27 protein-coding genes are annotated in these 25170 nt (G+C 70.9%); 22 read left to right on the top strand and 5 right to left on the bottom strand.

The genetic code is table 11. The annotated features are described in order from the left end of the window. Positions 1–6 precede the first annotated feature (6 nt). Positions 7–555: a YceI family protein gene (locus JHE00_RS27380; protein WP_200323504.1), complete on the bottom strand. Its 549-nt coding sequence runs from the start codon at positions 553–555 to the stop codon at positions 7–9. 114 nt (positions 556–669) lie between these two features. On the opposite strand from JHE00_RS27380, the gene JHE00_RS27385 reads away from it, so the two are divergent. The 6 genes from JHE00_RS27385 to JHE00_RS27410 all read left to right on the top strand — a co-directional run bounded on the left by JHE00_RS27385 (position 670) and on the right by JHE00_RS27410 (position 5482). Further along, complete coding sequence (locus JHE00_RS27385) at positions 670–1182, top strand: MarR family winged helix-turn-helix transcriptional regulator (protein ID WP_200323514.1); 513 nt, start codon at positions 670–672, stop codon at positions 1180–1182. Positions 1183–1301: 119 nt separating this feature from the next. Next, positions 1302–1910 carry a phosphatidylinositol phosphate synthase gene (pgsA, locus tag JHE00_RS27390; RefSeq protein ID WP_200323516.1) on the top strand — a complete coding sequence of 203 codons (609 nt, stop codon included), beginning with the start codon at positions 1302–1304 and terminating at the stop codon, positions 1908–1910. Continuing rightward, positions 1907–2803, top strand: a complete 897-nt coding sequence (locus JHE00_RS27395) for a phosphatidylinositol mannoside acyltransferase (protein WP_200323518.1) — start codon at positions 1907–1909, stop codon at positions 2801–2803. Before pgsA ends, JHE00_RS27395 begins: the two co-directional genes overlap by 4 nt. 3 nt (positions 2804–2806) lie before the next feature. Continuing rightward, complete coding sequence (locus JHE00_RS27400) at positions 2807–3949, top strand: glycosyltransferase family 4 protein (protein WP_200323520.1); 1143 nt, start codon at positions 2807–2809, stop codon at positions 3947–3949. Continuing rightward, on the top strand, positions 3946–4938 hold the full coding sequence (locus JHE00_RS27405) for an NUDIX hydrolase (protein ID WP_200323522.1): 993 nt from the start codon (positions 3946–3948) through the stop codon (positions 4936–4938). The genes JHE00_RS27400 and JHE00_RS27405 overlap by 4 nt, the downstream gene beginning before the upstream one ends. 22 nt (positions 4939–4960) lie before the next feature. Further along, positions 4961–5482: an XdhC family protein gene (locus tag JHE00_RS27410; RefSeq protein ID WP_200323524.1), complete on the top strand. Its 522-nt coding sequence runs from the start codon at positions 4961–4963 to the stop codon at positions 5480–5482. Positions 5483–5498: 16 nt separating this feature from the next. On the opposite strand, the gene JHE00_RS27415 is transcribed toward JHE00_RS27410, so the two are convergent. Then, positions 5499–7616, bottom strand: a complete 2118-nt coding sequence (locus JHE00_RS27415) for an elongation factor G-like protein EF-G2 (RefSeq protein ID WP_200323526.1) — start codon at positions 7614–7616, stop codon at positions 5499–5501. Positions 7617–7811: 195 nt separating this feature from the next. On the opposite strand from JHE00_RS27415, the gene pdxS reads away from it, so the two are divergent. Then, positions 7812–8726 (top strand): pyridoxal 5'-phosphate synthase lyase subunit PdxS, encoded by a 915-nt coding sequence (gene pdxS, locus JHE00_RS27420; RefSeq protein ID WP_200323527.1) that lies wholly within the window; start codon positions 7812–7814, stop codon positions 8724–8726. 76 nt (positions 8727–8802) lie between these two features. On the opposite strand, the gene JHE00_RS27425 is transcribed toward pdxS, so the two are convergent. Beyond that, positions 8803–9480, bottom strand: a complete 678-nt coding sequence (locus JHE00_RS27425) for a TetR/AcrR family transcriptional regulator (RefSeq protein ID WP_200323528.1) — start codon at positions 9478–9480, stop codon at positions 8803–8805. Between the two features lie 57 nt (positions 9481–9537). Between JHE00_RS27425 and JHE00_RS27430 the strand changes: the two genes are divergently transcribed. Then, a complete protein-coding gene (locus tag JHE00_RS27430) occupies positions 9538–11064 on the top strand; it encodes an MFS transporter (RefSeq protein WP_200323529.1) in 1527 nt (508 codons plus the stop codon). A 4-nt stretch (positions 11065–11068) separates the two neighbouring features. On the opposite strand, the gene JHE00_RS27435 is transcribed toward JHE00_RS27430, so the two are convergent. Beyond that, a complete protein-coding gene (locus tag JHE00_RS27435; RefSeq protein ID WP_200323530.1) occupies positions 11069–11635 on the bottom strand; it encodes a helix-turn-helix domain-containing protein in 567 nt (188 codons plus the stop codon). Positions 11636–11704: 69 nt separating this feature from the next. Between JHE00_RS27435 and JHE00_RS27440 the strand changes: the two genes are divergently transcribed. Genes JHE00_RS27440 through JHE00_RS27455 form a run of 4 tightly spaced genes read left to right on the top strand, consistent with a single transcriptional unit; the run spans position 11705 to position 14179 of the window. After that, a complete protein-coding gene (locus JHE00_RS27440; RefSeq protein WP_200323531.1) occupies positions 11705–12412 on the top strand; it encodes an AzlC family ABC transporter permease in 708 nt (235 codons plus the stop codon). After that, positions 12409–12732, top strand: coding sequence for an AzlD domain-containing protein (locus tag JHE00_RS27445; RefSeq protein ID WP_200323532.1), 324 nt, complete (start codon positions 12409–12411; stop codon positions 12730–12732). The genes JHE00_RS27440 and JHE00_RS27445 overlap by 4 nt, the downstream gene beginning before the upstream one ends. Before the next feature lie 60 nt (positions 12733–12792). Next, positions 12793–13413, top strand: coding sequence for a pyridoxal 5'-phosphate synthase glutaminase subunit PdxT (gene pdxT / locus JHE00_RS27450; protein WP_200323533.1), 621 nt, complete (start codon positions 12793–12795; stop codon positions 13411–13413). 13 nt (positions 13414–13426) lie between these two features. Continuing rightward, positions 13427–14179 (top strand): YebC/PmpR family DNA-binding transcriptional regulator, encoded by a 753-nt coding sequence (locus JHE00_RS27455; RefSeq protein ID WP_200323534.1) that lies wholly within the window; start codon positions 13427–13429, stop codon positions 14177–14179. Between the two features lie 21 nt (positions 14180–14200). On the opposite strand, the gene JHE00_RS27460 is transcribed toward JHE00_RS27455, so the two are convergent. Beyond that, a complete protein-coding gene (locus JHE00_RS27460) occupies positions 14201–14374 on the bottom strand; it encodes a hypothetical protein (RefSeq protein WP_200323535.1) in 174 nt (57 codons plus the stop codon). 149 nt (positions 14375–14523) lie between these two features. Here JHE00_RS27460 and JHE00_RS27465 point away from each other — a divergent pair, with 149 nt between their 5' ends. From JHE00_RS27465 to JHE00_RS27510, 10 genes are all read left to right on the top strand, one after another. Further along, positions 14524–15048 (top strand): DUF4262 domain-containing protein, encoded by a 525-nt coding sequence (locus JHE00_RS27465; RefSeq protein WP_200323536.1) that lies wholly within the window; start codon positions 14524–14526, stop codon positions 15046–15048. Between the two features lie 131 nt (positions 15049–15179). Beyond that, a complete protein-coding gene (locus JHE00_RS27470; protein ID WP_307832141.1) occupies positions 15180–16100 on the top strand; it encodes an endonuclease/exonuclease/phosphatase family protein in 921 nt (306 codons plus the stop codon). A gap of 80 nt (positions 16101–16180) precedes the next feature. Further along, positions 16181–16780 (top strand): crossover junction endodeoxyribonuclease RuvC, encoded by a 600-nt coding sequence (gene ruvC, locus JHE00_RS27475; protein ID WP_200323537.1) that lies wholly within the window; start codon positions 16181–16183, stop codon positions 16778–16780. Next, positions 16777–17373 carry a Holliday junction branch migration protein RuvA gene (gene ruvA, locus JHE00_RS27480; RefSeq protein WP_200323538.1) on the top strand — a complete coding sequence of 199 codons (597 nt, stop codon included), beginning with the start codon at positions 16777–16779 and terminating at the stop codon, positions 17371–17373. Before ruvC ends, ruvA begins: the two co-directional genes overlap by 4 nt. Positions 17374–17396: 23 nt before the next feature. Then, entirely contained in the window at positions 17397–18452 is a 1056-nt protein-coding gene (gene ruvB / locus JHE00_RS27485) for a Holliday junction branch migration DNA helicase RuvB (RefSeq protein ID WP_230425062.1), read from the top strand. Positions 18453–18575: 123 nt separating this feature from the next. After that, entirely contained in the window at positions 18576–18977 is a 402-nt protein-coding gene (gene yajC / locus JHE00_RS27490; protein WP_200323548.1) for a preprotein translocase subunit YajC, read from the top strand. A gap of 178 nt (positions 18978–19155) precedes the next feature. Continuing rightward, on the top strand, positions 19156–20916 hold the full coding sequence (gene secD / locus JHE00_RS27495) for a protein translocase subunit SecD (RefSeq protein ID WP_200323550.1): 1761 nt from the start codon (positions 19156–19158) through the stop codon (positions 20914–20916). Position 20917: 1 nt separating this feature from the next. Then, positions 20918–22213, top strand: coding sequence for a protein translocase subunit SecF (gene secF / locus JHE00_RS27500; RefSeq protein WP_307832142.1), 1296 nt, complete (start codon positions 20918–20920; stop codon positions 22211–22213). Then, complete coding sequence (locus JHE00_RS27505; protein ID WP_200323554.1) at positions 22210–22728, top strand: adenine phosphoribosyltransferase; 519 nt, start codon at positions 22210–22212, stop codon at positions 22726–22728. Before secF ends, JHE00_RS27505 begins: the two co-directional genes overlap by 4 nt. Before the next feature lie 90 nt (positions 22729–22818). After that, complete coding sequence (locus tag JHE00_RS27510) at positions 22819–25167, top strand: RelA/SpoT family protein (protein ID WP_200323556.1); 2349 nt, start codon at positions 22819–22821, stop codon at positions 25165–25167. Positions 25168–25170 lie beyond the last annotated feature (3 nt).

Raw genomic sequence — 25170 nt, forward strand, 5'->3', positions numbered from 1 at the left:
TGGGGCTCAGGCCTGCAGGCCGGCCTCGATGTTCAGCTCGATCTTGATCTTGTCGCTGACGACGGCGGTCGGGATGCTGGCGCCGACGGCGAACTCCGCGCGGCTGATCTCGGTGGTGGCGGAGACGCCGACCACCGTGCTGCCCTCGGTCATGCCGGGGCCGAAGCCGCCGAGCTCCGCGGCGAGAGTGACGGGCTTGGTGACACCGTGCAGGGTCAGTTCGCCGTCGATGGCGAAGTCCTCTCCGTCGACGCGGATTCCCTTGGTGTGGAAGGTCAGCGTCGGGAACTGCTCGACGTCGAGGAAGTCGGCGCTCGTGACGTGACCGTCGCGCTGCTCGTTGTTGGTGTCCACGCTGTGGGCCTGGATGGTGGCCGTCACCGTCGAGTCGGCGATGTTCTGGGCCGTCACGATCTCGCCGCCGAACTCGCCGAACCGGCCGCGCACCTTCGAGACGCCGAGGTGGCGAACGGTGAAGGTGACGTCGGAGTGGACGGCGTCGATGGTCCAGGTGCCGACGGTGTAGCCGGGGATCTCGGTCGTGGGGGCGCTCATGGTGCTCCTTCTCGAAACGATGGTGCTGTTTTGTGGGGAGCTCGTTGGTTGAGCCCTCAAGTAACAATGTAGCGCAGATTGGTTGAGGGCTCAACTAGGGGTAGTATGGGTCTCATGTCCGAACCGCGATGGCTCACCGACGAGGAGCAGCGCGTCTGGCGCGACTTCTACACGGCGGTCGGCATGCTCAGGGCGCACCTGGAGACACAGCTCCAGCAGGACGCGAACATGCCGCACACCTACTACGAGTTGCTGGTCACGCTGTCCGAGGCCCCGGGGCAGGTGATGCGCATGAGCGACCTCGCCGTCGCCACCCGGTCCTCGCGCAGCAGGCTGTCCCACGCGATCGCGCGCATGGAGGACAACGGCTGGGTCCGCAGGCGGGCCTGCGAGACCGACAAGCGCGGCTCGTTCGCGCACCTCACCCAGGCCGGGCTCGCCGCGCTCGAGGCGGCGGCGCCGGGCCACGTCGAGGCCGTGCGCGCCAGCGTGTTCGACCAGCTCTCGCCCGAGCAGGTACGCCAGCTCGGCGACATCAGCGCCGTGATCGTCGACAACCTCAGCCCGCGTTGCGCCGCCGCGGCCGAGGAGCTCGAGCGCCTCGAACGCGACCCCGCGGGAGCCTGACCGGCCACGCCGGGAGAATCACGTGCGACACCCGGGCATCCGTGCAGGTCCGTCCGGTGCGGCTCGATAGGGTTTGGCACGGCAACCCGACCACGCAGCAACCTGCACCCGTAGGACCGATGCTCAACATCTTCGCTCGCGCTTCCGTCTCCCGCGTCACCGATCCGATCGGCGCCGCGCTGGTCAGGGCAGGCCTCACCCCGAACGCCATGACGCTGATCGGCACGGTGGGCGCCTTCGTCTGCGCCCTCGTCTTCTTCCCGACCGGAATGCTGCTGGCCGGCACGTTCACGGTGTGGGGCTTCGCGATGCTCGACCTGCTCGACGGCGCCATGGCCAGGGTCAAGGGCAGCACCCCGTTCGGCGCCGTGCTCGACGCGACGTGCGACCGGCTCGTCGACGGCGCGCTGTTCGCCTCGATCGCGTGGTGGGCCTTCGTCGTCGAGGGCAACCTGCGCGCCGCGGCCGCCGCGCTGATCTGCCTCGTGCTGGCCCAGGTCATCTCCTACGTCAAGGCCCGCGCCGAGGCCTCCGGGCTCGAGGCCGACGGCGGTCTGGTGGAGCGGGCCGAACGGCTGATCATCGCGCTCGTCGGCACCGGTATCCAGGGCCTTGGCCTCCCGTTCGCCGTCGAGGCGTCTCAGTGGCTGCTCGCGGTGCTGTCCGTCGTCACACTGGTGCAGCGGATCATGGCCGTCTCCCGCGGCGCGCGGAGGGCAGGGCCGTGAGCCGGCTCGTGGGCAGGCTCGCCGACCTCGGCTACGCCGCGGGCTGGAAGCTCGTGCCCAAGCTGCCGCGCAAACTCACCTCCTCGGCGTTCTCGTTCGGCGCCGACCTCGCCGCGCGGCGAGGCGGCCCCGGCGTGCGGCAGCTGCGCGGCAACCTCGCGCGGGTGGTGCCGCAGGCGGGTGAGGCCGAGCTCGACGACCTCACCCGGCGCGCCCTGCGCTCCTACGCCCGCTACTGGCACGAGGCGTTCGTGCTGCCGACGCTCTCGCCCGCCCAGGTGCTCGAGCACGTCGACCTCTCCGGCACCGAGTACCTCGACGCCGCACTCGCCGAGGGCAACGGCGCCGTGCTCGCCCTGCCGCACAGCGGCAACTGGGACGTGGCCGGGGTGTGGCTGGTGAGCCATTCCGGGTCGTTCATCACCGTGGTGGAACGGCTCGAGCCCGAGTCGCTCTACCGCCGCTTCGTCGAGTTCCGCGAGTCGCTCGGGTTCGATGTGGTCCCCGCCGACGGCAGCGTGTCGTTCCGGGCGCTGCTGCGCGGGCTGCGCGACAACAGGGTGGTGTGCCTCGTCGGCGACCGCGACCTCAGCAAGTCGGGCCTGCCCGTGACGTTCTTCGGGGAGGAGGCCCGGTTCCCCGCCGGCCCCGCACGGCTGGCCGCGAGCACCGGCGCCGCGCTGCTGCCCGTGGGCGTCTGGTTCACCGAAAGCGGCTGGTCGGTGCGCATCCACCCGCGGATCAGGGTCAACGCCCGCGACGAGATCCACCCGGCCACCCAGGCGCTCGCTGACGTCTTCGCCGGCGACATCGCCGCGCACCCGACGGACTGGCACATGCTGCAGAAGTTCTGGGTGAGCGATCTGGCCGGCTACGCGAGCGCGGCGGGGTGAGACATGAAGGTCGGCATCGTCTGTCCGTACTCGTTCGACGTCCCCGGCGGCGTCCAGGGACACATCGTGGACCTCGCCAAGGCGCTGCTGATCCGTGGCCACACGGTGTCGGTGCTCGCGCCGGCTGACGAGGACGCCGACCTGCCGTCGTTCGTGCACCCCGCCGGTCGCGCTCTCGGCGTCCGGTACAACGGCTCGGTGGCGCGGCTGCAGTTCGGGCCCGTCTCCTACGCCAGGGTGCGGCGCTGGATCCGCGAGAACGACTTCGACGTGCTGCACCTGCACGAGCCCGCCGCGCCCAGCCTGGCGCTGCTGGCGCTCAAGGTCGCCGACGGGCCCATCGTGGCGACGTTTCACACCTCGACGCCGCGTTCGCGCACGCTCGCGGCGTTCCAGCCCGTGCTGCGCCCGCTGCTGGAGAAGATCACCGCGCGCATCGCCGTCTCGGCGCTGGCCAGGCGGGTGCAGGTCGAGCACGCCGGCGGCGACGCGGTGGAGATCCCCAACGGCGTGGACGTGGGGGTCTTCGCCGACGCCGAACCGCTGGAGGGCTACCCGCGCGCGGGCGGCACCATCGGCTTCGTCGGCCGCTACACCGAGCCGCGCAAGGGCATGGCCGTGCTGCTGGGTGCGCTGCGCACGCTCGCACCGGTGCTGCCGGAGCTGCGGCTGCTGGTGGTCGGCAGGGGAGACGCCGACAGCCTGCTCAGGCAGGCGGGGCCCGAGCTCGCCGGGCGGATCGACGTGCTGGGCCAGGTCGACGACGCCACCAAGGCGCGGGCCCTGCGCAGCGTCGACGTCTACTGCGCGCCGAACACAGGAGGAGAGAGCTTCGGCATGATCCTCACGGAGGCGATGGCGGCGGGCACCCCGGTGGTGGCCAGTGACCTCGACTCGTTCCGCCGGGTGCTCGACGACGGCCGTTCGGGGGTGCTGACGCCGACCGGCGACTCGGCCGCGCTCGCGGGCGCGCTGCGGGAGCTGCTCGGCGACCCGCGGCGGCGCGCCCTCTTGTCGGCCGCCGCCACCGAGCGGGTGGCGATGTTCGACTGGCGGACCGTGGTGACCCAGGTGCTGCGCGTGTACGAGACCGCGATCGCCGCCGACCCGCGCAAAGTCGGCACCGATCAGGACGTGGTCAGGTGAGCACGCTCGTCGTCGTCCTCGCCGTGCTGGCCGCGCTCGTGGTGGCGGGCGGGCTCTTCCTCGTGGCCACCGCCAACCGGCTCGACCGCCTGCACGTGCGGATGGACGCCGGCTGGGCCGCGCTTGACGCCGCGCTGGCCCGGCGCGCCGTGGTGGCCAGGACCGTCGCGGCGAGCGCGCTGGCGGGACAGGAGCGCGCCGGGGTGCTGCGGGCGACGGCGGAGAGCGCCGAGTCGGCGCCGCGCCCGGAACGCGAGCTCGCGGAGAACGAACTCACCCGCCTGCTCGCCGAGGTGGACCGCACCGGCCTGCCCGCGCCGCTGGCCGACGAGCTCGCCGACGCCGAACACCGCGTGGTGATCGCACGCCGCGTCCACAACGACGCCGTGCGCGACGCGCTCACCCTGCGACGGCGGCGCAAGGTGCGCTACTTCAAGCTCGCGGGCACGGCACGTCAGCCCGAGTACTTCGAGATCGCGGAACCCGAACTGGCCGCGGCACCGGCGGCACCGACCCCGCGCACGTCGGCCAGGGTCGTGCTCGTCGACTCCGAGGGCAGGGTCCTGCTGTTCAACGGCCGCGACCCGGCCGAGCGGGACTCGTCGTTCTGGTTCACCGTCGGCGGTGGCGTCGAGGACGGCGAGGACCTGCGCGCGGCCGCGGTGCGCGAGCTGAAGGAGGAGACCGGCCTCGACGCGCCGGCCGACCGGCTGGTCGGGCCGATGTGGCGCAGGCGCGTCGCGTTCACCTTCGACGGACATCACTACGACGGCACCGAATGGTTCTTCCTGACCCGGCTGGACCGCGAGCACGCCGTGGACACGTCGGGGTTCACCGAGCTCGAGGTGACCACCATCGACGAGCACCGGTGGTGGAGCGCCGACGAACTGGGCGCGACCACCGAGACCGTGTTCCCGCTGCAGCTCGCCGAACTGCTGCCGCCGCTGCTGGCCGAGGGCTGGGACGGGCGGTTGCGCTCCGTTCGCTGACCGGCGTGCCAGACTTGCCCGCATGGCTGACAACCCGGAGTCCGGTTCGTCCGCGGACACCGCGTGCGACGTCGCCCACGGCGCGGCGAAGGCCGACACCGTCGAGCGCACGCTCGTCGCCGTGTTCGCCTCTCCGGTGGCCGGGTACCTGCTGGCCTACGGCCGCGACCTCGGCTACACGCCCGTGCTCGTGGACCCCGATCCGCAGCGGGCGAGTGCGGCGGGCGCCGTCACCACGGTTCCGGAGCTGGACGGCTCCGCCGACGTCGTCGTGACCGACCACCATCGCGCCGAACTGGGGCCGATGCTGCGCGACGCGCTGCGCGAGCCCGCGCGCTGGATCGGCGTGCTCGGCAACCCGCGCCACGCGGGCCCGCACGTCGCCGCGCTCACCGAACTCGGCGTGGCCGCAGCCGACATCGCTCGCGTGCACCGCCCCGTCGGGCTCAACATCGGCTCCCGGACCCCGCCGGAGATCGCCATCGCGACGCTGGCCGGGCTGATCGCCGACCGCAACGGGCGCCCTGGCGGCTTCGAGTTCTGAACCCGGGCCCGTGTGCTCAGTGAGTGACGAGGCTCGCGGGGACGGGGTCGAACCGGACGTGGTGGCGGGTGAAGCTCGCCGTTCCCGACGTCATCGAACGCAGATCGATGGCGTAGCGCAGCAGCTCCGTCGCGGGAACCTCGGCGCGGATCACGCTCTGGCCGTCGCCCGCCGACTCGGTGCCGAGCACCCGCCCCCGCCGGGACGACAGGTCGCCGAGCACCGTGCCGAGGTGGTCGTCGGGCAGGTTCACCAGTACCTCGTCGAGCGGTTCGAGCAGCACGATGCTCGTCTTCGCCGCAGCGTCCTTGAGCGCGAGCGCGCCCGCGGTCTGGAACGCCGCGTCGGAGGAGTCGACGCTGTGCGCCTTGCCGTCGAACAACGTCACGCGCACGTCCACCACGGGATGGTCGTCGACGAGTCCCTTCCGCAGCTGCGCCCTGACTCCCTTCTCGACGCTGGGGATGAACTGGTGCGGTACGGAGCCGCCGACGACCTTGTCGACGAACTCGAAGCCCGACCCGCGCGGCAGCGGCTCCACCTCGAGATCGCACACCGCGTACTGGCCGTGGCCACCGGACTGCTTGACGTGCCTGCCGTGCCCGCCCGCCTTGCCCGCGAACGTCGAGCGCAGGCTGATCCGCACGGGCTCGGTGTCCACCTCGGCGCCGCCGGCGCGCAGCCGGGACAGCACGACGTCGGCGTGCGCCTCGCCCATGCACCACAGCACCAGCTGGCTGGTCTCGGGATTGCGTTCCATGCGCAGGGTCGGGTCTCCGGCGACCAGGCGCGCGAGGTTGCGCGCGAGTGCGTCCTCGTCGCTGCGCGTCTTGGCGACCACGGCCACCGGCAGCAACGGCTCGGGCATCGCCCACGGCCGCATCAACAGCGGATCGTCCGGATAGGACACGGTGTCGCCGGTCTCGGCCGAGCCGATCTTGGTGAGCGCGCACAGGTCGCCTGCCACGCAGTAGGGCACCTCGCGCAGGTTGGCCCCGAGCGGCGAGTACAGGTGCGCCACGCGCTCGTCGGAGTCGTGGTCGGCGTGACCGCGCTCGGCGAGGCCGTGGCCGGACACGTGCACGGGCCGTTCCGGGCGCAGCGTCCCGGAGAACACGCGCACGAGCGAGACGCGCCCGACGTAGGAGTCCACGGCCGTGCGCACGACTTCGGCGGCGAGCGGGCCACCGGGATCGGGGGAGAGCCGGGGGTGCGGCACGCCCTCGGGCGAGGTCACGTCGGGCAGCTGGTGTTCGAGCGGCGACGGGAAGGCGCGCGCGATGCCGTCGAGGACCTCGGCCAGCCCCAGCCCGGTCTCGGCGCACACCGGGATCACGGGGTGGAAGGACGCGCGTGCCACCGCGGTCTCCAGGTCGGCGATCAGCGTCTCCTCGGCGATCGGCTCCCCGGCGAGGTAGCGGTCCATGAGGGTCTCGTCCTCGCTCTCGGCGATGATGCCCTCGATGAGCTCGTTGCGGGCGTCGGCGAGCCGGTCGAGCTCGCTCGCGTCGGGTTCGCCGATCACCGGCGGATAGCCGTTGGAGTAGTCGAAGAACCGTTGCGTGATCAGGCCGATGAGCCCCTGGCGTTCGCCAACGGCGGGCAGGTACAGCGGCAGCACTCCCGCGCCGAACGCGTCCTGGCACGCGGCGATCTCGCCCTCGACGTCGGCGCGGGCGTGATCGAGCCGGGACACGATCACGGCTCTGGGCATGGCGACCTCGGCGCACTCCTCCCACAGCGCCACGGTGGCCGGATCGACGCCCTCGCCCGCGCACACGACGAACAGTGCGGCGTCGGCCGCTCGCAGGCCGGCCCGCAGTTCGCCGACGAAGTCCGCGTAGCCGGGGGTGTCGATGAGGTTGATCTTGATGTCGCCGTGGATCACCGGGGCCACCGCGAGCCCGACCGAGCGCTGCTGCCGCACGGCGGCGGGATCGTGGTCGCAGACCGTGGTGCCCTCCACGACGGATCCCGCGCGGCCGACCGTCCCCGACGCGACGAGCAGGGCCTCGGTGAGGGTGGTCTTGCCGGAACCGGAGGGACCTACCAGCACCACGTTCCGTACCTTGCCGGGATCGTCCACAGCGACCGCGGCCCCGGCGTCCCCGTTCTTCGATTGCTTCTCGGCCATGGCGGATCTCCTTGAGCCGGCGACGATGTGGAGGGTGTGCCCTCGATCACACACCCGATCCGGACGACCGGCAAGGCCACGGCGGAAGCGACGGAAAGTGGCCTCCCGAGATAGCTGTTCACTGGCACCTTTCAGCGGTCCACGCCGATCGTAGGCTGAGGACATCACCCCTGTTGTGTCCCGAAAGGCCCCCCAGTGTCTGACGTTCAGTCCCCGAACTCCTCCCTGCCCGAGACCGGCACCGCGCGCGTGAAACGCGGCATGGCCGAGATGCTCAAGGGCGGCGTGATCATGGATGTCGTCACCCCGGAACAGGCGAAGATCGCCGAGGACGCGGGCGCTGTCGCCGTCATGGCACTCGAGCGCGTGCCCGCCGACATCCGCGCCCAGGGTGGCGTGGCGAGGATGAGCGACCCCGACCTGATCGACGGCATCGTCTCCACCGTCTCGATCCCGGTGATGGCCAAGGCGCGCATCGGTCACTTCGTCGAGGCGCGGGTGCTGCAGGCGCTCGGCGTCGACTACGTGGACGAGTCCGAGGTGCTGACGCCTGCCGACTACGTCAACCACATCGACAAGTGGGCGTTCACGGTGCCCTTCGTGTGCGGCGCGACCAACCTCGGGGAGGCGCTGCGCCGCATCAACGAGGGCGCGGCGATGATCCGATCCAAGGGCGAGGCCGGCACGGGCGACGTGTCGAACGCGACCACGCACATGCGCAAGATCCGTGCGGAGCTGCGCACGCTCTCGTCGCTGCCCGAGGATGAGCTCTACGTGGCCGCGAAGGAACTTCAGGCCCCCTACGAGCTGGTCAAGGAGGTGGCGGCCACCGGAAAGCTGCCGGTCGTGCTGTTCACCGCGGGCGGCATCGCCACCCCGGCCGACGCGGCGATGATGATGCAGCTGGGCGCCGAGGGCGTGTTCGTCGGCTCCGGCATCTTCAAGTCCGGCGACCCGGCCAGGCGCGCCGAGGCCATCGTCAAGGCCACCACGTTCCACGACGACCCCGACGTGCTGGCGAAGGTCTCGCGTGGGCTCGGTGAGGCGATGGTCGGCATCAACGTCGACGACGTCCCCGAACCGCACCGACTGGCCGAACGAGGCTGGTAACCCCACGGCTCACCGTGCGGTGAAGGGCACCATCACTGCGTTCAATGCAGTGATGGTGCCCTTCACCGCATTCGGGTCACTGCGGGTGGGTGGCTTGTGCGGGGTGGAGTTGGTGCACTTCCGGGTCGCCCTGTTGGCGCAGGCTGTGTTCGAGCAGGCGCGGGTAGTCCGTCGCGATGCCCTGCAGCAGGGTCTCCACCGCGTGCTCGATCTGGGTGTCGCTCGTGGCCGCGTGCCCGAACAGCGCCCGGTAGTGCACCAGTGAGCCGAGCAGGTCGAGGGTCAGGCCCAGGTCGAGATCCGCGCGCAGGTCCCCGCGCGCCATCGCGCGCACGAGCGTCTGCTCGACGGCCGCCCGCGGTGGTGTGAAGAGCATGGTCATGAAGTCCTCGCGCAGTCCCGGTTCCGGCGTGCAGTCGGCGAGCAGGGGACCGAGGACTCCCGGCGGCATCCGGTCGAAGGCGGCGACGTACACGCTGAGGCACTCGGCGAGGTCGCACATCGTGCAGTCGGTGTCGGGGACCGGCGGGTTGCCGAGCCGCCACGCGAGCGCGGCGAGCACCAGGTGCTGGCGGGTGGGCCAGCGGCGGTAGATCGCGGGTTTGGTGGTGCCCGCCCTGCGCGCCACCTCTTCGAGCGTGAACCGCGTGTAGCCCGCGGAGTCCAGCACGGCGAGCGTCGCGTCGAGCACGGCGGCGTCGATCTGCGTGTTCCTCGGCCGTCCTGCCCGCGCCGGTTCACGAGGGGATTGCATGACGTCGAGCCTACCCGATACATTACGAGCCGTAACGTAATGAAATGAGGTGGCCGAATGACATCGGAGACTCGAGCGGAGCCCGCCCGGCGCGCGGGCCGCCGCGAATGGGCGGGGCTCGCCGTGCTGGCGCTGCCCACACTGCTGCTGTCGATCGACAACACCGTGCTCTTCCTCGCGCTACCCCAGCTGAGTGCCGACCTCGGCCCCACGGCGAGCCAGGAGCTGTGGATCATGGACAGCTACGGCTTTCTCATCGCGGGCTTCCTCGTGGCCATGGGCGGGCTGGGGGACCGGATCGGCAGGCGCAGGCTCCTGCTCATCGGCGCCGTCGCGTTCGGCGCGGCCTCGGCACTGGCCGCGTACTCGGTCAGCGCGGAGATGCTCATCGTCGCCAGGGTGCTGCTCGGCATCGCCGCGTCGACGCTGATGCCGACGTCGCTGGCACTGATCACCACGATGTTTCCCGACCGAGGGCAGCGCAGCCTCGCCATCGGCGTGTTCATCAGCTGTTTCATGGGTGGCGCCGCGCTGGGACCGCTGGTCGGCGGCGTCCTGCTCGAGACGTTCTGGTGGGGCTCGGTCTTCCTCATCGGGGTGCCCGTGATGCTCCTGCTGCTGGCGGTCGGGCCACTGGTGCTGCCCGCCGACCGGGGCACCGGCTCCGGCAGGATCGACCTACCGAGCGTGGCGCTCTCGCTGACCGCCGTGCTGCCGGCCGTCTACGGGCTCAAGGACCTCGCGGGCGACGGGCCGTGGTGGCGCGCGCTGCTCGCCGTCGCCGTCGGCGTCACCGCGGGAGTCGCGTTCGTCCGCAGGCAGAATCGGCTCGCCGACCCGCTGCTCGACCTGCGGCTGTTCCGGAACAGGGCGTTCAGCGCCGCGCTGGTGATCCTGCTCTGCGGCATGGTGATGCAGGGCGGTGTGTACCTCGTCATCGGTCAGTACCTGCAGCTCGTGGAGGGGCTCTCGCCGTTGGAGTCCGGACTGCGGCTCGTCGCGCCCGCCATCGCGCTGGTGGCCGGATCGCTGCTGGCTCCCGTGCTCGCCCGCCGGGTCCGGCCTGCCACCGTGATCGCCGCGGGGATGCTGGTCGCCGTCGTGGGCTGGGTGCTGCTGGCCCAGGCCGGATCCGGCGCGGGCCTGACGCTGCTGCTGACCGGGCTGGTCGTCGGTTTCCTCGGCTGCGCGCCGATCGGCGCCCTCGGTACCGAGCTCGTCGTCAGCTCGGCGCCGTCCGAGCGGGCGGGCTCGGCGTCGTCGGTGTCGGAGACGAGCGGGGAGCTGGGCATCGCGCTGGGAGTGGCGATGCTGGGCACCGTGCTCGGCGTCGTCTACCGGGGCCAGGTCTCCGGCGCGCTGCCGCCGGGAGCGCCCGAGGCGGCGGAGCACACGCTCGCCGGTGCGGTCACCTCGGCGGAGCAGCTGCCGCCAGATCTGGCGGGGGAGCTGCTGGACGCCGCGCGCTCCGCGTTCGCGAGCGGACTCAGCACCGTGGCCGTGGTGTGCGCCGTGCTCTCCGCCGGGCTCGCCGTGCTGGCGGTGTCGGCGTTGCGGCGCCTGCGTCCCGGCGGTGCGAGCTGACCGCTCAAACGTGTTCCGAGACGAGCACGGCGGCGGTGTCGGCCTCGAGCGCCTCGAACACGTGCGGCACGTCGCCGGGGTAGCTGATGTAGTCGCCGGGGCCGAGTTCGACGGGTTCCTCCGTGAGCCCGACGAGCGCGCGGCCCCGGCTCAGCACCACGTGCTCGACCACGCCGGGCATGTGCGGATCGGACTGCCTCGGCGTGCCCGGCTGCGCCACGATCTGGAACACGTCGCGGCGCGCGTTCGGCGGGCTCGACGACAGCAGGGTTGCGACGTAGTCGGCGCGTTCGGCGGAGAACGTCGGCCCCTCGCCGGACCTGATCAGCTGGACCTTCGGCCGCGAGGGTTCCACGAGCTGCGCGAACGGCACGTCGAGCGCCACACTCAGCGCCCAGAGAGTCTCGACGCTGGGGTTGCCGGTGCCCGACTCGAGCTGGGACAGCGTCGACTTCGCGATGCCCGCTCGGCGCGCGACCTCGGCCAGTGACAGTCCCGTGCGCCTGCGCTCCCGTTGCAGTGACGCGGCGATCACCGCGAGCGGCGCTCCGTTCTCCCTGGTCTCCGGCATATCGTTCGCTCCACAAGTCGATGCGTTCGCCTTGACGAACAGGTGATCCAGTGTTCAGTATAGGAGCCGATGCGTTCGATGTGGCGAACACTGGACAAGGACCTGGCGCGGGACATCGCCCTGGTCTGCCTCGCCGACGCCGTCGTCGGTGTCTCCTTCGGAGCCATCACGGTGAGCTCCGGCCTTCCGCTGTGGCTGCCGATGCTGCTCTCGCTCGTCGTCTTCGCCGGTGCGGCCCAGTTCATGTTCGTCGGTCTGGTCGCCTCGGGCGGCAACCCGATCGCCGCCGTCATCGCGGGCCTGCTGGTCAACGCCAGGCACGTGCCCTTCGGCTTCGCGGTCGGAGACCTGTTCGGCTCGAGCTGGGCCAAGCGGATCGTGGGCAGTCACCTGATGATCGACGAGACCGTGGCGTTCGCGCTCGCGCAGCGCGACGCCGAGCGCCGCAGGGCCGCCTACTGGGTCTGCGGCGTCGGACTGTTCGTCTGCTGGAACATCGGCGTGGTGCTCGGCGCGTTCGGCGGCACGGTCGTCAGCGACACCGACGTCTTCGGCCTCGACGCCGCGTTCCCCGCCGTGCTGCTCGCGCTGGTGCTGCCCTCCCTCAAGGACAGGGCCACCCGCAGGGCCGCGCTCGCCGGAGTCGCGATCGCACTGGCCACGGCGCCGTTCCTGCCCGCGGGCCTGCCCGTGCTGCTGGCGCTGGCCGGTGTGCTGGTGAGCGGGGTGGGCAGGTCGGGCGACGCGGCCGAGCCCGAGAAGGAGGCGGCGGCGTGATCTCGGCGTCCACCCTGATCATCGCGACCGTCGTCCTCGGCGCGGGCACTTTCGCGTTCCGCTTCGCGGGCCCGGTCCTGCGCGCGAGGGTCGAGCTGTCCCCGCGCGTCGAGAAGCTCATGGCCGTCGCCGCGGTGACCCTGCTCGCCGCGCTGGTCGGCACGGCGGCGCTGCTGGACGGACACGAGTTCGTGGGCTTCGCCCGGCCCGCCGGGGTCGCGGTCGGCGGCGTGCTCGCGTGGCGCAAGGCGCCGTTCGTGCTCGTGGTGCTCGCCGCGGCGGCCACCGCGGCCTGCCTGCGCCTGCTCGGGGTGCCCTGACCGCCCACCGGAGTTCGCACAGTAGGCTTGACCAGGGAATTCCTGGAAAGGTGCTGTCGCGTGTCGAAGAACCGGCCGGTCATCGGGGTGCTCGCCCTGCAGGGCGACGTGCGCGAGCACGCCACGATGCTGGAGCGTGCGGGCGCCACCGCGATCGGGGTGCGCAGGCCCGCCGAGCTCGCCGAGGTCGACGGTCTGGTGCTGCCCGGCGGTGAGTCCACCACCATGTCGCGGCTGCTGGAGACCTTCGAGCTGCTCGACCCGCTGCGGGAACGGCTGGCCGACGGCATGCCCGCCTTCGGTTCCTGCGCGGGCATGATCCTGCTCGCGCGCCAGGCGCTCGATGGCAGGGATGACCAGCGTCAGCTCGACGCGCTCGACGTCGTCGTGCGGCGCAACGCGTTCGGCAGGCAGGTCGACTCGTTCGAGGGCGACCTGGATTTCACCGGCGTCGACGGCCCTCCGCTGCACGCCGTGTTCATCCGCGCCCCGTGGGTCGAGAAGACCGGCGACGGCGTTGAAGTGCTAGCCAGGATCCCGCACACCAGGGACGCCCCGGCGGCGGCCGATAGGATCGTCGCGGTCCGCCAGGGGCCGGTGCTCGCCACCGCGTTCCACCCGGAGCTGACGGGGGACGAACGCGTGCACCGGCTGTTCGTGGGCATCGTGCAGGAAAGATAACTTTGGAGGAGAGATGAGCGGCCACTCCAAGTGGGCCACCACCAAGCACAAGAAGGCCGCCCTCGACGCCAAGCGTGGCAAGCTGTTCGCGAGACTGATCAAGAACATCGAGGTCGCCGCGCGAACCGGCGGGGGCGACCCGGACGGCAACCCGACGCTGTACGACGCCATCCAGAAGGCGAAGAAGAACTCCGTCCCGCAGGACAACATCGAGCGCGCGCGCAAGCGCGGCGCGGGTGAGGAGGCGGGCGGCGCCGACTGGCAGAACATCACGTACGAGGGCTACGGCCCCAACGGCGTGGCGGTACTGATCGAGTGCCTCACCGACAACAAGAACCGCGCCGCCTCCGAGGTGCGCACCGCGCTGACCCGCAACAACGGCTCGCTCGCCGACCCGGGTTCGGTCGCGTACCTGTTCAACCGCAAGGGCGTGGTGCTCATGCCCAAGAACGAGCTGTCCGAGGACGACGTGCTCATGGCCGTGCTCGACGCGGGCGCGGAGGAGGTCAACGACCTCGGCGAGAGCTTCGAGATCGTCTCCGAGGCCGGCGACCTCGTCGCCGTGCGTTCGGCGCTGCAGGAGGCCGGTTACGACTACGAGTCGGCCGACGCCAACTTCCTGCCGTCGGTGAACGTGCCGCTGGACGCCGAGGGAGCCAGGAAGGTGTTCCGGCTCATCGACGCGCTCGAGGACTGCGACGACGTGCAGAACGTCTACGCGAACTTCGACGTGTCCGACGACGTCCTGGCCGAGGTCGGCGCCTGAGGGAGGACCTGCCCGCGCGGGTCAGCGCGGGCAGGAGGAGCAGCCGCCGGAGAACACGGTGTAGGCGAGCAGACGCTGCTCCTCCGCGGTCAGCGGTTCTTCGGTCATCAGCTTCAACTCGGCGGCGAGGATCTGGTCCTGCAGGTCTTCGCTGCCGCCCTGCGGTGGCGGGGACTTGAGGGTGCGGTCGGTCATGAGAACTTCCGGTCTTGCGGTTTCGGGGATCGATCGATGGTAGGGGGCCGCGGCCGCCGGGGTATAGGAACTGCATCACGTACGGCAGCCGGGGATTCCCCGCCGCGCCGGTGCGCAACCCTTGGGCGAGCGGGCCACCGTACGGCAGAATGTTCGCCGTGACGCCCGAATCCGTTGTCGACGAGCAGGATCACGAACTCCGCGACTGGATCGTCGCGCAGGCCGAGCGGCGTGGTAACGCGGTCATTGCCATTCCCCCCGACGACAACGGCGCGGGCTATGCGTTCACGGTCTGTGCGTGGGCGATGCACGGGGTACCCGAAGCGGTCGTGGTGGGACTGCCGCCCGACTTCGCTCCCGTACTGCTCGACGCCTACGTCGATCGCGCCGCCGCGGGCGAGAAGTTCGAGTTCGGCAAGCTGTACGGCGATTTCTTCGAGGGCGTGCCAGTCACGTTCGAGAAGGTGGCGCGCGGGCACTACCCGGAGTTCTTCGGTAGTGCGTTCCTCGTCTATCCCGACGGCGAATTCCCCGCCGTGCAGATCGTCGTGCCGACGCCGCAGGGGCACTGGCCGTGGCAGGACGGCGCCCCGGAGGGGTTCGCGGCCTGGCAGCCGGTGCTCACGGTGAGCGGGCGGCCCGAGAGCTGGACTCCGGGCACCGACGGTCCCTGACTGTCCACATCAGACAGCGGTGGGCGGAGTTCCGCCCCTGTTCGCCCAGTGCTCGGCTGAGCGCAGGTTGCCGCTCATGATCCACGACCAGAGTCCTCCAGGGCACCGTGCCCGCAGGCGAGGAGGATGTCGTGGAACAGAGCGGAATGTCGAGGCGTGGCGCACTCGGGCTGGCCGGCGCCGCCGGAGCCGCGGGACTGTTGCTCGGGGCGGGCACCGCGAGCGCGGCGGGCCCCGGCAAGGCCCTGATCGGCGAGGCCAAGGGCGAGCACGTGCACGTGATGTCGTTCAACATCCGGATGGACGCGAACGCCGCGCCCGGAACGCCGGACTCATGGACCGACCGCAGGCCCGTGCTCGCGCGGTTCCTCGCCGCGGAGCGCCCGACCGTGCTCGGCGTGCAGGAAGCGCTGTACCACCAGGTCAAGCAGATCAGCTCCGACCTGCCCGGTCACTACGACTGGCTCGGACTCGGCCGCGAGGGTGGCGGCCGTGGCGAGTTCATGGCGATCTACTACGACGCCCGCAGGCTCGAGCCGCTCGACTTCGACCACTTCTGGCTCTCGGGCACCCCGGCCGTGATCGGCTCGAAGTCCTGGGGCAACAACGTGATCAGGATGGTCACGTGGGTGCGCTTCGCCGACCGTCGCACCGGCGCCGAGTTCGTGCACGTCAACACCCATTTCGACCACCAGTCGGAGCCGTCGCGCCAGCGCAGCGCGGAGCTGGTGCGCGACCGGATCGCCGGCTTCGATCCCTCGCTCCCGGTGGTGCTCACGGGTGACTTCAACACCCCGGCGCCCGGGTCCGAGTCGTTCCGCATTCTCACCGACGGCGGGCTCGCCGACACGTGGGACACCGGCAAGCGGCTGACGCCGGAGTGGGGCACGTTCCCGAGCTACCAGGACCCGGTGCTCGGGGCGAACCGCATCGACTGGGTGCTCGCCAACGACCGCGTCGACGTGCGAGCCGCCGCCATCAACACCTACCGGCTGCGCGGGCGCTACCCGTCCGACCACGCTCCCGTGCACGCGCTGGTGCGCTTCTCCTGACGGCGCGCCTCGGCCTCCCCTCGCCGCGGACCCGGTAGCCTTCGTGCTCGAACTGGTGTTCGTGGCGAGAGGGAGGCCCGTTGCGCGTGCTCGGTGTTGACCCCGGGCTGACCCGATGCGGGCTCGGTGTAGTGGACGGCGGTCTCGGCCGCACCGTCTCCTGCGTGGCCGTCGATGTCGTGCGGACACCCGCCGACGCCGACCTCGCCGTGCGGCTGCTGGAGGTCTCCGACGCCGTCGAACACTGGCTCGACACGTACCGTCCCCAGGCCGTCGCGGTGGAGCGGGTGTTCAGCCAGCACAACGTGCGCACCGCGATGGGCACCGCGCAGGCGGGCGGCGTCGTGGCACTGAGCGCGGCCCGCCGGGGGCTGCCGGTCGTCTTCCACACCCCGAGCGAGGTCAAGGCCGCCGTCACGGGTTCGGGGCGCGCCGACAAGGCCCAGGTCACCGGTATGGTGACCCGGCTGCTCAAGCTCGCCGAGGCGCCGAGCCCCGCCGACGCGGCCGACGCGCTCGCGCTCGCGATCTGCCACCTGTGGCGCGAGCCGATGCGGGCGCGGCTGGCCGAGGCCGAGGCGCGGGCGGCCCAGCTCGCGAAGACCCACCGCGCGCGGCTCGCTGCCGCCGCCAAGCAGAAGGCGCGGGGGACCGGCAACACCCAGGGAGCGAAGCGATGATCTCTTCGGTACGCGGAGAGGTGCTCTCCATCGGACTCGACCACGTGGTGGTGGAGGTGAACGGCGTCGGGTTCGCCGTGCAGGCGACGCCGTCGACGCTCGCGACCCTGCGCAGGGGAGAAGAGGTGCGGCTGTTCACCTCGCTCGTGGTCAGGGAGGACTCGCTGACCCTGTACGGCTTCGCCGACACGGAGGCGCGCGAGCTGTTCGTCCTGTTGCTGACGGTGTCGGGCATCGGTCCCCGGCTCGCGCTCGCCGCGCTGGCCGTGCTCGACCCGGACAAGCTGCGCACCGCGCTGTCCGAAGGCAACATCACCGTGCTCACCCAGGTGCCCGGCATCGGCCGCAAGGGTGCCGAGCGGCTCACGCTCGAACTGCGGGACAAGGTGCTCGCCGCCGAACCGTCCGGGGTGACGGGGCAGGCCGGCTCGCCGAGCGCCGTGCGGTCCGAGGTCGTCGAAGCCCTCGTGGGCCTCGGGTTCGCGGCGAAGCAGGCCGAGGTCGCCGTGGACAAGGTGGTCGCGGCCGACTCCGCCGGTGACACGTCGAGCGTGCTGCGGGCCGCGCTCACGACCCTCGGAAAGAAGCGCTGACCCCTCGCATGGACGATGGGCACATGACCGACTTCGAGCCCGACGACGCGGCGCTGTCGGCGTTTCCGCAGACCGGTGAGCGCGAGGTCGAGACGGCGCTGCGCCCGCGCAAGCTCGACGACTTCGTGGGCCAGCCCAGGGTGCGCGAGCAGCTGAGCCTCGTGCTCGAGAGCGCCCGCAAACGCGGCGTGCCGCCCGACCACGTGCTGCTCTCCGGTCCACCCGGCCTCGGCAAGACGAGCCTGGCGATGATCATCGCGGCCGAGCTCGACGCGTCGATCCGCATCACCTCCGGCCCCGCGCTGGAACGAGCGGGCGACCTCGCCGCGATGCTGTCCAACCTCGCCGAGGGCGACGTACTTTTCATCGACGAGATCCACCGCATCGCCCGGCCCGCGGAGGAGATGCTGTACCTCGCGATGGAGGACTTCCGCGTGGACGTCGTGGTGGGCAAGGGCCCCGGCGCCACGAGCATCCCGCTGGAGATCGCGCCGTTCACGCTGGTCGGAGCCACGACGCGGTCCGGTGCGCTGACCGGTCCACTGCGCGACCGCTTCGGTTTCACCGGGCAGATGGAGTTCTACTCGCCGGAGGAGCTGGAGCTGGTGGTCCAGCGTTCGGCCGACCTGCTGGGCATCGTCGTCGATCCGCAGGGCCGCGCCGAGATCGCCCGGCGCTCGCGCGGCACCCCGCGCATCGCCAACCGGCTGCTGCGCCGCGTGCGCGATTACGCCGAGGTGCGGGCCGACGGAACGGGTACGCTCGAGGTGGTCAGGGCGGCGCTCGAGGTCTACGACGTCGACGAGCTGGGACTCGACCGGCTCGACCGGGCCGTGCTGACGGCGCTGGTCCGTTCCTTCGGTGGCGGCCCCGTCGGCGTCTCGACGCTGGCGGTCGCCGTGGGCGAGGAGCCGACCACCGTCGAAGAGGTGTGTGAGCCCTATCTCGTACGCGCGGGTATGCTCGCGCGCACCCCGCGTGGCCGCGTCGCTACGGCGGCCGCGTGGGAACACCTCGGGTTGCAGGCTCCAGCCGAGGTCGGCGGGGTTGACGCGACAGCGCAGACCCTGTTCGACTGAGTAACGCGAGGTGGCCGTGCTGGGCGGGTAGTGGCCTGTCCAGCGGTACCTGGCACACTCGACAGAGCACATTCAGACAATCTCGGACGTATCGCCTCGGCGGCGTCCTCCGAATGGAGAACCATGGAAGGCCTTTTCCTGCCGCTGCTGCTGATGCTCGTCGTCGCGATTCCCCTGGTTATGGGTACGCGCAAGCAGAAGCGGATGATGGCGCAGCAGCAGGAGCTGCAGAACAGCCTGGCTCCTGGTGACCGCGTGATGACGACGTCCGGTCTGTACGCGACCGTGGCCGACGCCAGCGACGAGACGACGATCGACCTCGAGATCGCCGATGGCGTGGTCACCACGTGGCTGCGGCAGGGCGTCCGCGAGAAGATCAACCCGGTCGTCGACGACGAGGACTCCACCGACGAGGACGACACCGCCCTGGTCGAGGACTCCTCGCTCGCCGAGATCGACGACAAGGAGACCGAGACCGCCAAGGCCGCGCAGGTCGCGCCTCCGCTCGAGCACGGCAAGAAGTAGCGCGGTTTCGCTGCAGTTCACGCCGGTGCGCTCGCGTCCCGGCGTGGGGCGAACACGGCGTTCACGCAGCACCGAGTAGGGTCTCGGTGCTGCGTGTGTTCGCTGTCTCACAACAGGCTGCGGGCGTGTGCGGTGCGACCCTTCAGCAGCTTGACCAGTTCGAGGAGACCGACCGACCGTGGCACCACCGGCCGGGCAGATCCGCCCGGGACGCTACCTCAGCTTCTTCGTCCTCATCGTCGTCGCGCTGTACTCGCTGGTGTTCTTCACCGGCGACCGGCAGCCGACGCCCAAGCTGGGCATCGATCTGCAAGGCGGCACCCGGGTCACTCTGACCGCACGCACCCCAGACGGCTCCGCGCCGTCCCGTGAGCAGCTCCAGCAGGCTCGCCAGATCATCGAGACCCGCGTCAACGGGATCGGTGTGAGTGGCGCCGAGGTGTTGCTCGACGGCAGCAACGTCGTCATCACCGTTCCCGGCAACGAGGGCGAGCAGGCCAAGACGCTCGGCCGGACGGCCAAGCTCGGCTTCCGCAGCGTCGTCTACGCGCAGCCCGCGGGCGCACAGCCGCAGCAGGGCAACGGTGAGCAGCAGCCGGGAGCGGGTGAGCAGCCCGGCGACTCGAACGCACCGCCGCCAGGCGAGTCACAGGCGCCGCCGCCGGACCAGGGTCAGGGCGGCGGCAGTTCTCCCGCGGCGCAGCAGCAGGACAACGGCGACCAACCTGGCGACCAGCCGGGCGGCCAGGGGAGCGACCAGACGCCGGAGGAGCGCGCCGCCGAGGAGATCAAGGCGGCGAAGGACCTGCGGCAGAACCCCGCGCTGGTCCCCACCGACCCGACCGACCAGGCCGCAGCGGGCGCCGCGCAGCAGGTGCAGGCCCAGACGCTCGCCGAACTGCAGTGCAGGCAGGGCTCGGCCGACCCGCTGGTCGGCAACGACGACCCGAAGCTTCCGCTCGCCACCTGCAACGAGGACGGCAGCGAGAAGTACATCCTCGGGCCGGTGTTCCTCGAGGGCACCGAGATCGAGAACGCCACGTCCAACTACGACACCCAGAGCGGTGGCGGCTGGGGCGTGGACCTGTCGTTCAAGAGCCAGGGCGCCTCGACGTGGGCCGACTTCACCGCTGCCAACGTCAACCAGCGCGCCGCGTTCGTGCTCGACACCAAGGTCGTCTCGGCCCCCAACATCACCCAGGCGATTCCCGACGGCCGGACGCGGATCTCCGGCCAGTTCACGCAGGAAGAGGCAAAGAACCTCGCCGACGTGCTGAAGTACGGCTCGCTGCCGCTGTCGTTCACCTCGTCCGACGCCACCACCGTGTCGGCGACGCTGGGCCTCGCCTCGCTGGAGGCGGGACTGATCGCGGGCGCCATCGGCATCGTGCTGGTGTTCATCTACTGCCTCATCTACTACCGAATGCTCGGCGTGCTGACGGTGCTGTCACTGGTGCTGTCGGCGGGGATCGTCTACGCGGTACTGGTGTTGCTCGGCAGATGGGTGGGATTCACCCTCGACCTCGCGGGAGTGGCGGGCTTCATCATCGCCATCGGTGTCACCGCCGACTCCTTCGTGGTCTTCTTCGAGCGGCTCAAGGACGAGATGCGCGAGGGCAGATCCTTCCGCTCCGCCGTGCCACGGGGCTGGATCCGGGCCAGGCGGACGATCCTCGCGTCGGACGCGATCATGTTCCTGGCCGCGGGTGTGCTCTACGTGCTCGCGGTGGGCGAGGTGAAGGGCTTCGCCTTCACGCTGGGCATGTCCACGATCCTCGACCTGATCGTCGTGTTCCTCGTGACGCATCCGCTCGTGGCGCTGGTCGCCAAGTCGAAGACGCTGTCGAGTCCGAAGCTCTCGGGGCTCGGTTCGGTGCAGAAACTCGGCTCCACCCGCAAGTCCACCCGCCATGTCGGCTCGACCGCGAAGGAGGCGTGACGTGGCCGAGGACAACGGCAAGGGCACCGAGCCCGCCACCACGACCTCCGAACCGCCCCGCAAGGAGTCCGTGTTCACCCGGCTCTACACGGGGACCGGCGCGTTCGACATCGTCGGGCACCGCAGGCGGTGGTTCATCGCGTTCGCACTGCTGGTGCTGGTGTGCATCGGCTCGATGGGCATCAAGGGCTTCAACCTCGGCATCGAGTTCGAGGGCGGCACCCAGATCCAGATGCCGGCCCAGGGCGCGCAGGGTGCCATCACCTCCGACGAGGCGAAGCAGGTCTTCACCGACGCGATCGGCGAGAACGCCTCCGAGGCCCAGCAGGTCGGCGTCGGCGAGGCCGGCACCATCCAGCTGCGCTCCAGCACGCTGAACTCCAACCAGGTCGCCGAGGTCAAGCGGGCGCTGTTCGACGAACTGCAGCCGCTGGGCCCCGACGGTCAGCCCTCCGAGTCCGTCATCAGTGACAGCGCGGTCAGCGCGTCGTGGGGCGGGGAGATCTCGCAGCAGGCGCTGCTCGCGCTCGCCGTGTTCATCGTGCTGGTCACGATCTTCCTGATCCTGTACTTCGAGAAATGGATGGCCGTGGCGGCGCTCATCGCGCTGATCCACGACATCGTCGTCACGGCGGGCGTGTACTCGCTCGTCGGCTTCGAGGTCACCCCCGCGACCGTCATCGGTCTGCTGACGATTCTCGGCTTCTCGCTGTACGACACGGTGGTGGTGTTCGACAAGGTCAAGGAGAACACCCGTGGCCTGCTGAACCTCACCAGACGCACCTACGGCGAGGCGGCCAACCTGGCGCTGAACCAGACGCTGATGCGCTCGATCAACACCTCGGTGATCGCGCTGCTGCCGGTGCTGGGCCTGCTGATCGTGGGCTACATCCTGCTGGGTGCGGGCACGCTGCAGGACCTCGCGCTCGTGCAGATGACCGGCATGATCGCCGGCGTGCTGTCGTCGGTCCTGCTGGCCACGCCGCTGCTCGTGTTCTTCAAGATGCGGGACGTGAAGTACCAGCAGCAGGCCGAGCGCGTGCACGCCCGCCGGGCCAACCAGGCCCGCAAGGCGGCGGCCACGCCGGGGCGCGAGTCGGACGACGACTTCGACCCCGCCGACGACGAGGCGCTGGCCACGGAGCTGCGCCGCGAGGAGGCCTACGCGGCCGCGGCGAGCGTCCCGGCCCGCCACCCGAAGGCGGCCCAGAAGCGGCAACGGCAGCAGCCGCAGCAACAGCAGCAACAGCGCAGCGCCAGGCCCACCGGCAAGCCCTCGGGCAAGCGCAAACGATGAAGCTCGACGAGGCGCTGGACCTCGTCGCGGACGTGCCCGACTTTCCCGAGCCGGGCGTGCTCTTCCGCGACTTGACCCCGGTATTCGGCAGCGCGTCCGCGTTCGCCTCCGTCGTCGACGCCCTCGGTGAAGTCGTCGGCGACGGGGTCGACCGGCTGGCCGCGGTGGAGGCGCGCGGGTTCGTGCTCGCCGCCGCGGTCGGCTACGCGCGCGGACTCGGCGTGGCACTGGTCCGCAAGCCGGGCAAGCTGCCCGCCGTGGCGGCGCGGGTCGACTACTCGCTCGAGTACGGCACGGCCACGCTGGAGCTGCCCGTCGGCTCGGTCTCCCCTGGCGAGCGGGTCGCCGTGGTGGACGACGTGCTCGCCACGGGCGGCACCGTCGCCGCGACGGCCACGCTGCTCAAGGAAGCGGGGGCCGACGTGACGGGCGTGTCCGTGGTGCTGGAGCTGGCCGCGCTCGGCGGCAGGGCCAAGCTGGCCGGGCTGCCGGTGTCGGCCCTGCGCACCGTGTAGCTCACCGGGAAGCAACGGCCAGGGCACGAACCGGCGTCATCGCGGGTTACGCTAGGTGTCTAGTGACCGCGCGATGAGCTGGAGGTGCGGGTGAGCCAAGAGCTCGATTCCGTCGTGGCAGCCCGTTCTGACGGCGACGCGCGCGAGCAGCAGCCCGCACGCAGCGCCGCCAATGGTGGCGCCACCAAGGCGCCGTCGGCCACCCGCAGGGTCAGGGCCCGGCTCGCCCGCAGGATCACGGCGCAGCGTGCCGCGTCTGTCAAGCAGGTACTCGAGCCGCTGGCCGCGATTCACCGCGAGCTCCACCCGAACGCCGACCTCGCCCTGCTCCAGCGCGCCTACGACGTGGCCGAGGAGCTGCACCGCGAGCAGCGCCGCAAGTCCGGCGACCCCTACATCACCCATCCGCTCGCCGTCGCGACCATTCTCGCCGAGCTGGGCATGGACACCACCACGCTGGTGGCGGCCCTGCTGCACGACACCGTGGAGGACACGGGGTACTCGGTGGACCAGCTGAGCGGCGACTTCGGCGAGAAGGTCTCCCAGCTCGTCGACGGCGTCACCAAGCTCGACAAGGTCAAGCTCGGCCATGCCGCCGAGGCCGAGACCATCCGCAAGATGGTCATCGCGATGGCCCGCGACCCGCGCGTGCTGGTGATCAAGCTGGCCGACCGGCTGCACAACATGCGCACCATGAGGTTCCTGCCGCCGGAGAAGCAGGCCCGCAAGGCCAAGGAGACGCTCGAGGTCCTGGCCCCGCTCGCGCACCGGCTCGGCATGGCCACGGTGAAGTGGGAGCTGGAGGACCTCGCGTTCGCGATCCTGCAGCCCAAGAAGTACGACGAGATCGTGCGCCTGGTCGCCGACCGCGCCCCGTCGCGTGACACCTACCTGCGCTGGGTGATCGGCGAGCTGACCAAGCAGCTGGACTCGTCGCGGATCACCGCGAAGGTCGAGGGCAGGCCGAAGCACTACTACTCGATCCACCAGAAGATGATCGTGCGCGGCCGCGACCTCGACGACATCCACGACCTGGTGGGCGTGCGCATCCTGGTCGACGACGTGCGCGACTGCTACGCCGCGATGGGCGTGGTGCACGCGCTGTGGCAGCCGATGCCCGGCCGGTTCAAGGACTACATCGCCCAGCCCCGGTTCGGCGTGTACCAGTCGCTGCACACCACGGTGATCGGCCCGGACGGCAAGCCGCTGGAAGTGCAGATCCGCACGCACGAGATGCACCGCACGGCGGAGTACGGCATCGCGGCGCACTGGCGGTACAAGGAGACCAGGGGCACCCACAGCGGCAACGCCGTCGACATCGACGAGATGGCGTGGATGCGGCAGCTGCTGGACTGGCAGCGGGAGGCCGCCGACCCCGGCGAGTTCCTCGAGTCGCTGCGCTACGACCTGGCCACCCGCGAGATCTTCGTGTTCACGCCCAAGGGCGATGTGGTCACGCTGCCGGTCGGCTCTACGCCGGTGGACTTCGCCTACGCGGTGCACACCGAGGTGGGCCACCGCTGCATCGGCGCCCGCGTCAACGGCAGGCTCGTCGCGCTCGAGCGCAAGCTGGAGAACGGCGAGGTCGTCGAGATCTTCACGTCCAAGGCGGAGGGCGCGGGCCCGAGCCGGGACTGGCTCTCGTTCGCAGGCTCGCCCAAGGCGAGGGCGAAGATCCGCCAGTGGTTCGCCAAGGAGCGCCGTGACGAGGCGATCGAGGCGGGCAAGGAGGCCATCACCAAGGAGGTCCGCAAGGTCGGGCTGCCGATCCAGCGTCTGGTGTCGGCCGACTCGATGGGCGCGGTCGCCAAGGAGCTGCGGCACAGCGACATCAGCTCGCTCTACGCCGCGGTCGGTGAGGGCCACACCAGCGCCAAGCACGTCGTGCAGCGGCTCGTGGCGCTCATCGGTGGCGTCGAGGAGGCCGAGGAGGAGCTGGCCGAGCGGGCCACGCCGTCCACGGTCACCCGCAGGCGGGGCTCCGGCGACGTCGGCGTGATCGTCAAGGGCGCGAGCGACGTCTGGGCCAAGCTGGCCCGGTGCTGCACACCGGTGCCCGGCGACGAGATCCTCGGCTTCGTCACGCGTGGCGGCGGCGTGAGCGTGCACCGCACCGACTGCACCAACGCCGACGACCTGCGCCAGCAGCCGGAGCGGCTCGTGGACGTGGAGTGGGCGCCGTCGGAGTCGTCGGTGTTCCTCGTGGCGATCCAGGTGGAGGCGCTCGACCGGCACCGCCTGCTCTCCGACGTCACCAAGGTGCTTGCCGACGAGCGGGTCAACATCCTGTCCGCGTCGGTCACCACCTCGCGCGACCGGGTGGCGGTCAGCCGCTTCACCTTCGAGATGGGCGATCCCAAGCACCTCGGGCACGTGCTCAAGGTCGTGCGCAACGTCGAGGGCGTCTACGACGTGTACCGGGTCACGTCCGCGGCGTGAGTC

This window comes from Prauserella cavernicola (assembly GCF_016595675.1).
In the GTDB taxonomy this organism is placed as follows: domain Bacteria; phylum Actinomycetota; class Actinomycetes; order Mycobacteriales; family Pseudonocardiaceae; genus Prauserella_A; species Prauserella_A cavernicola.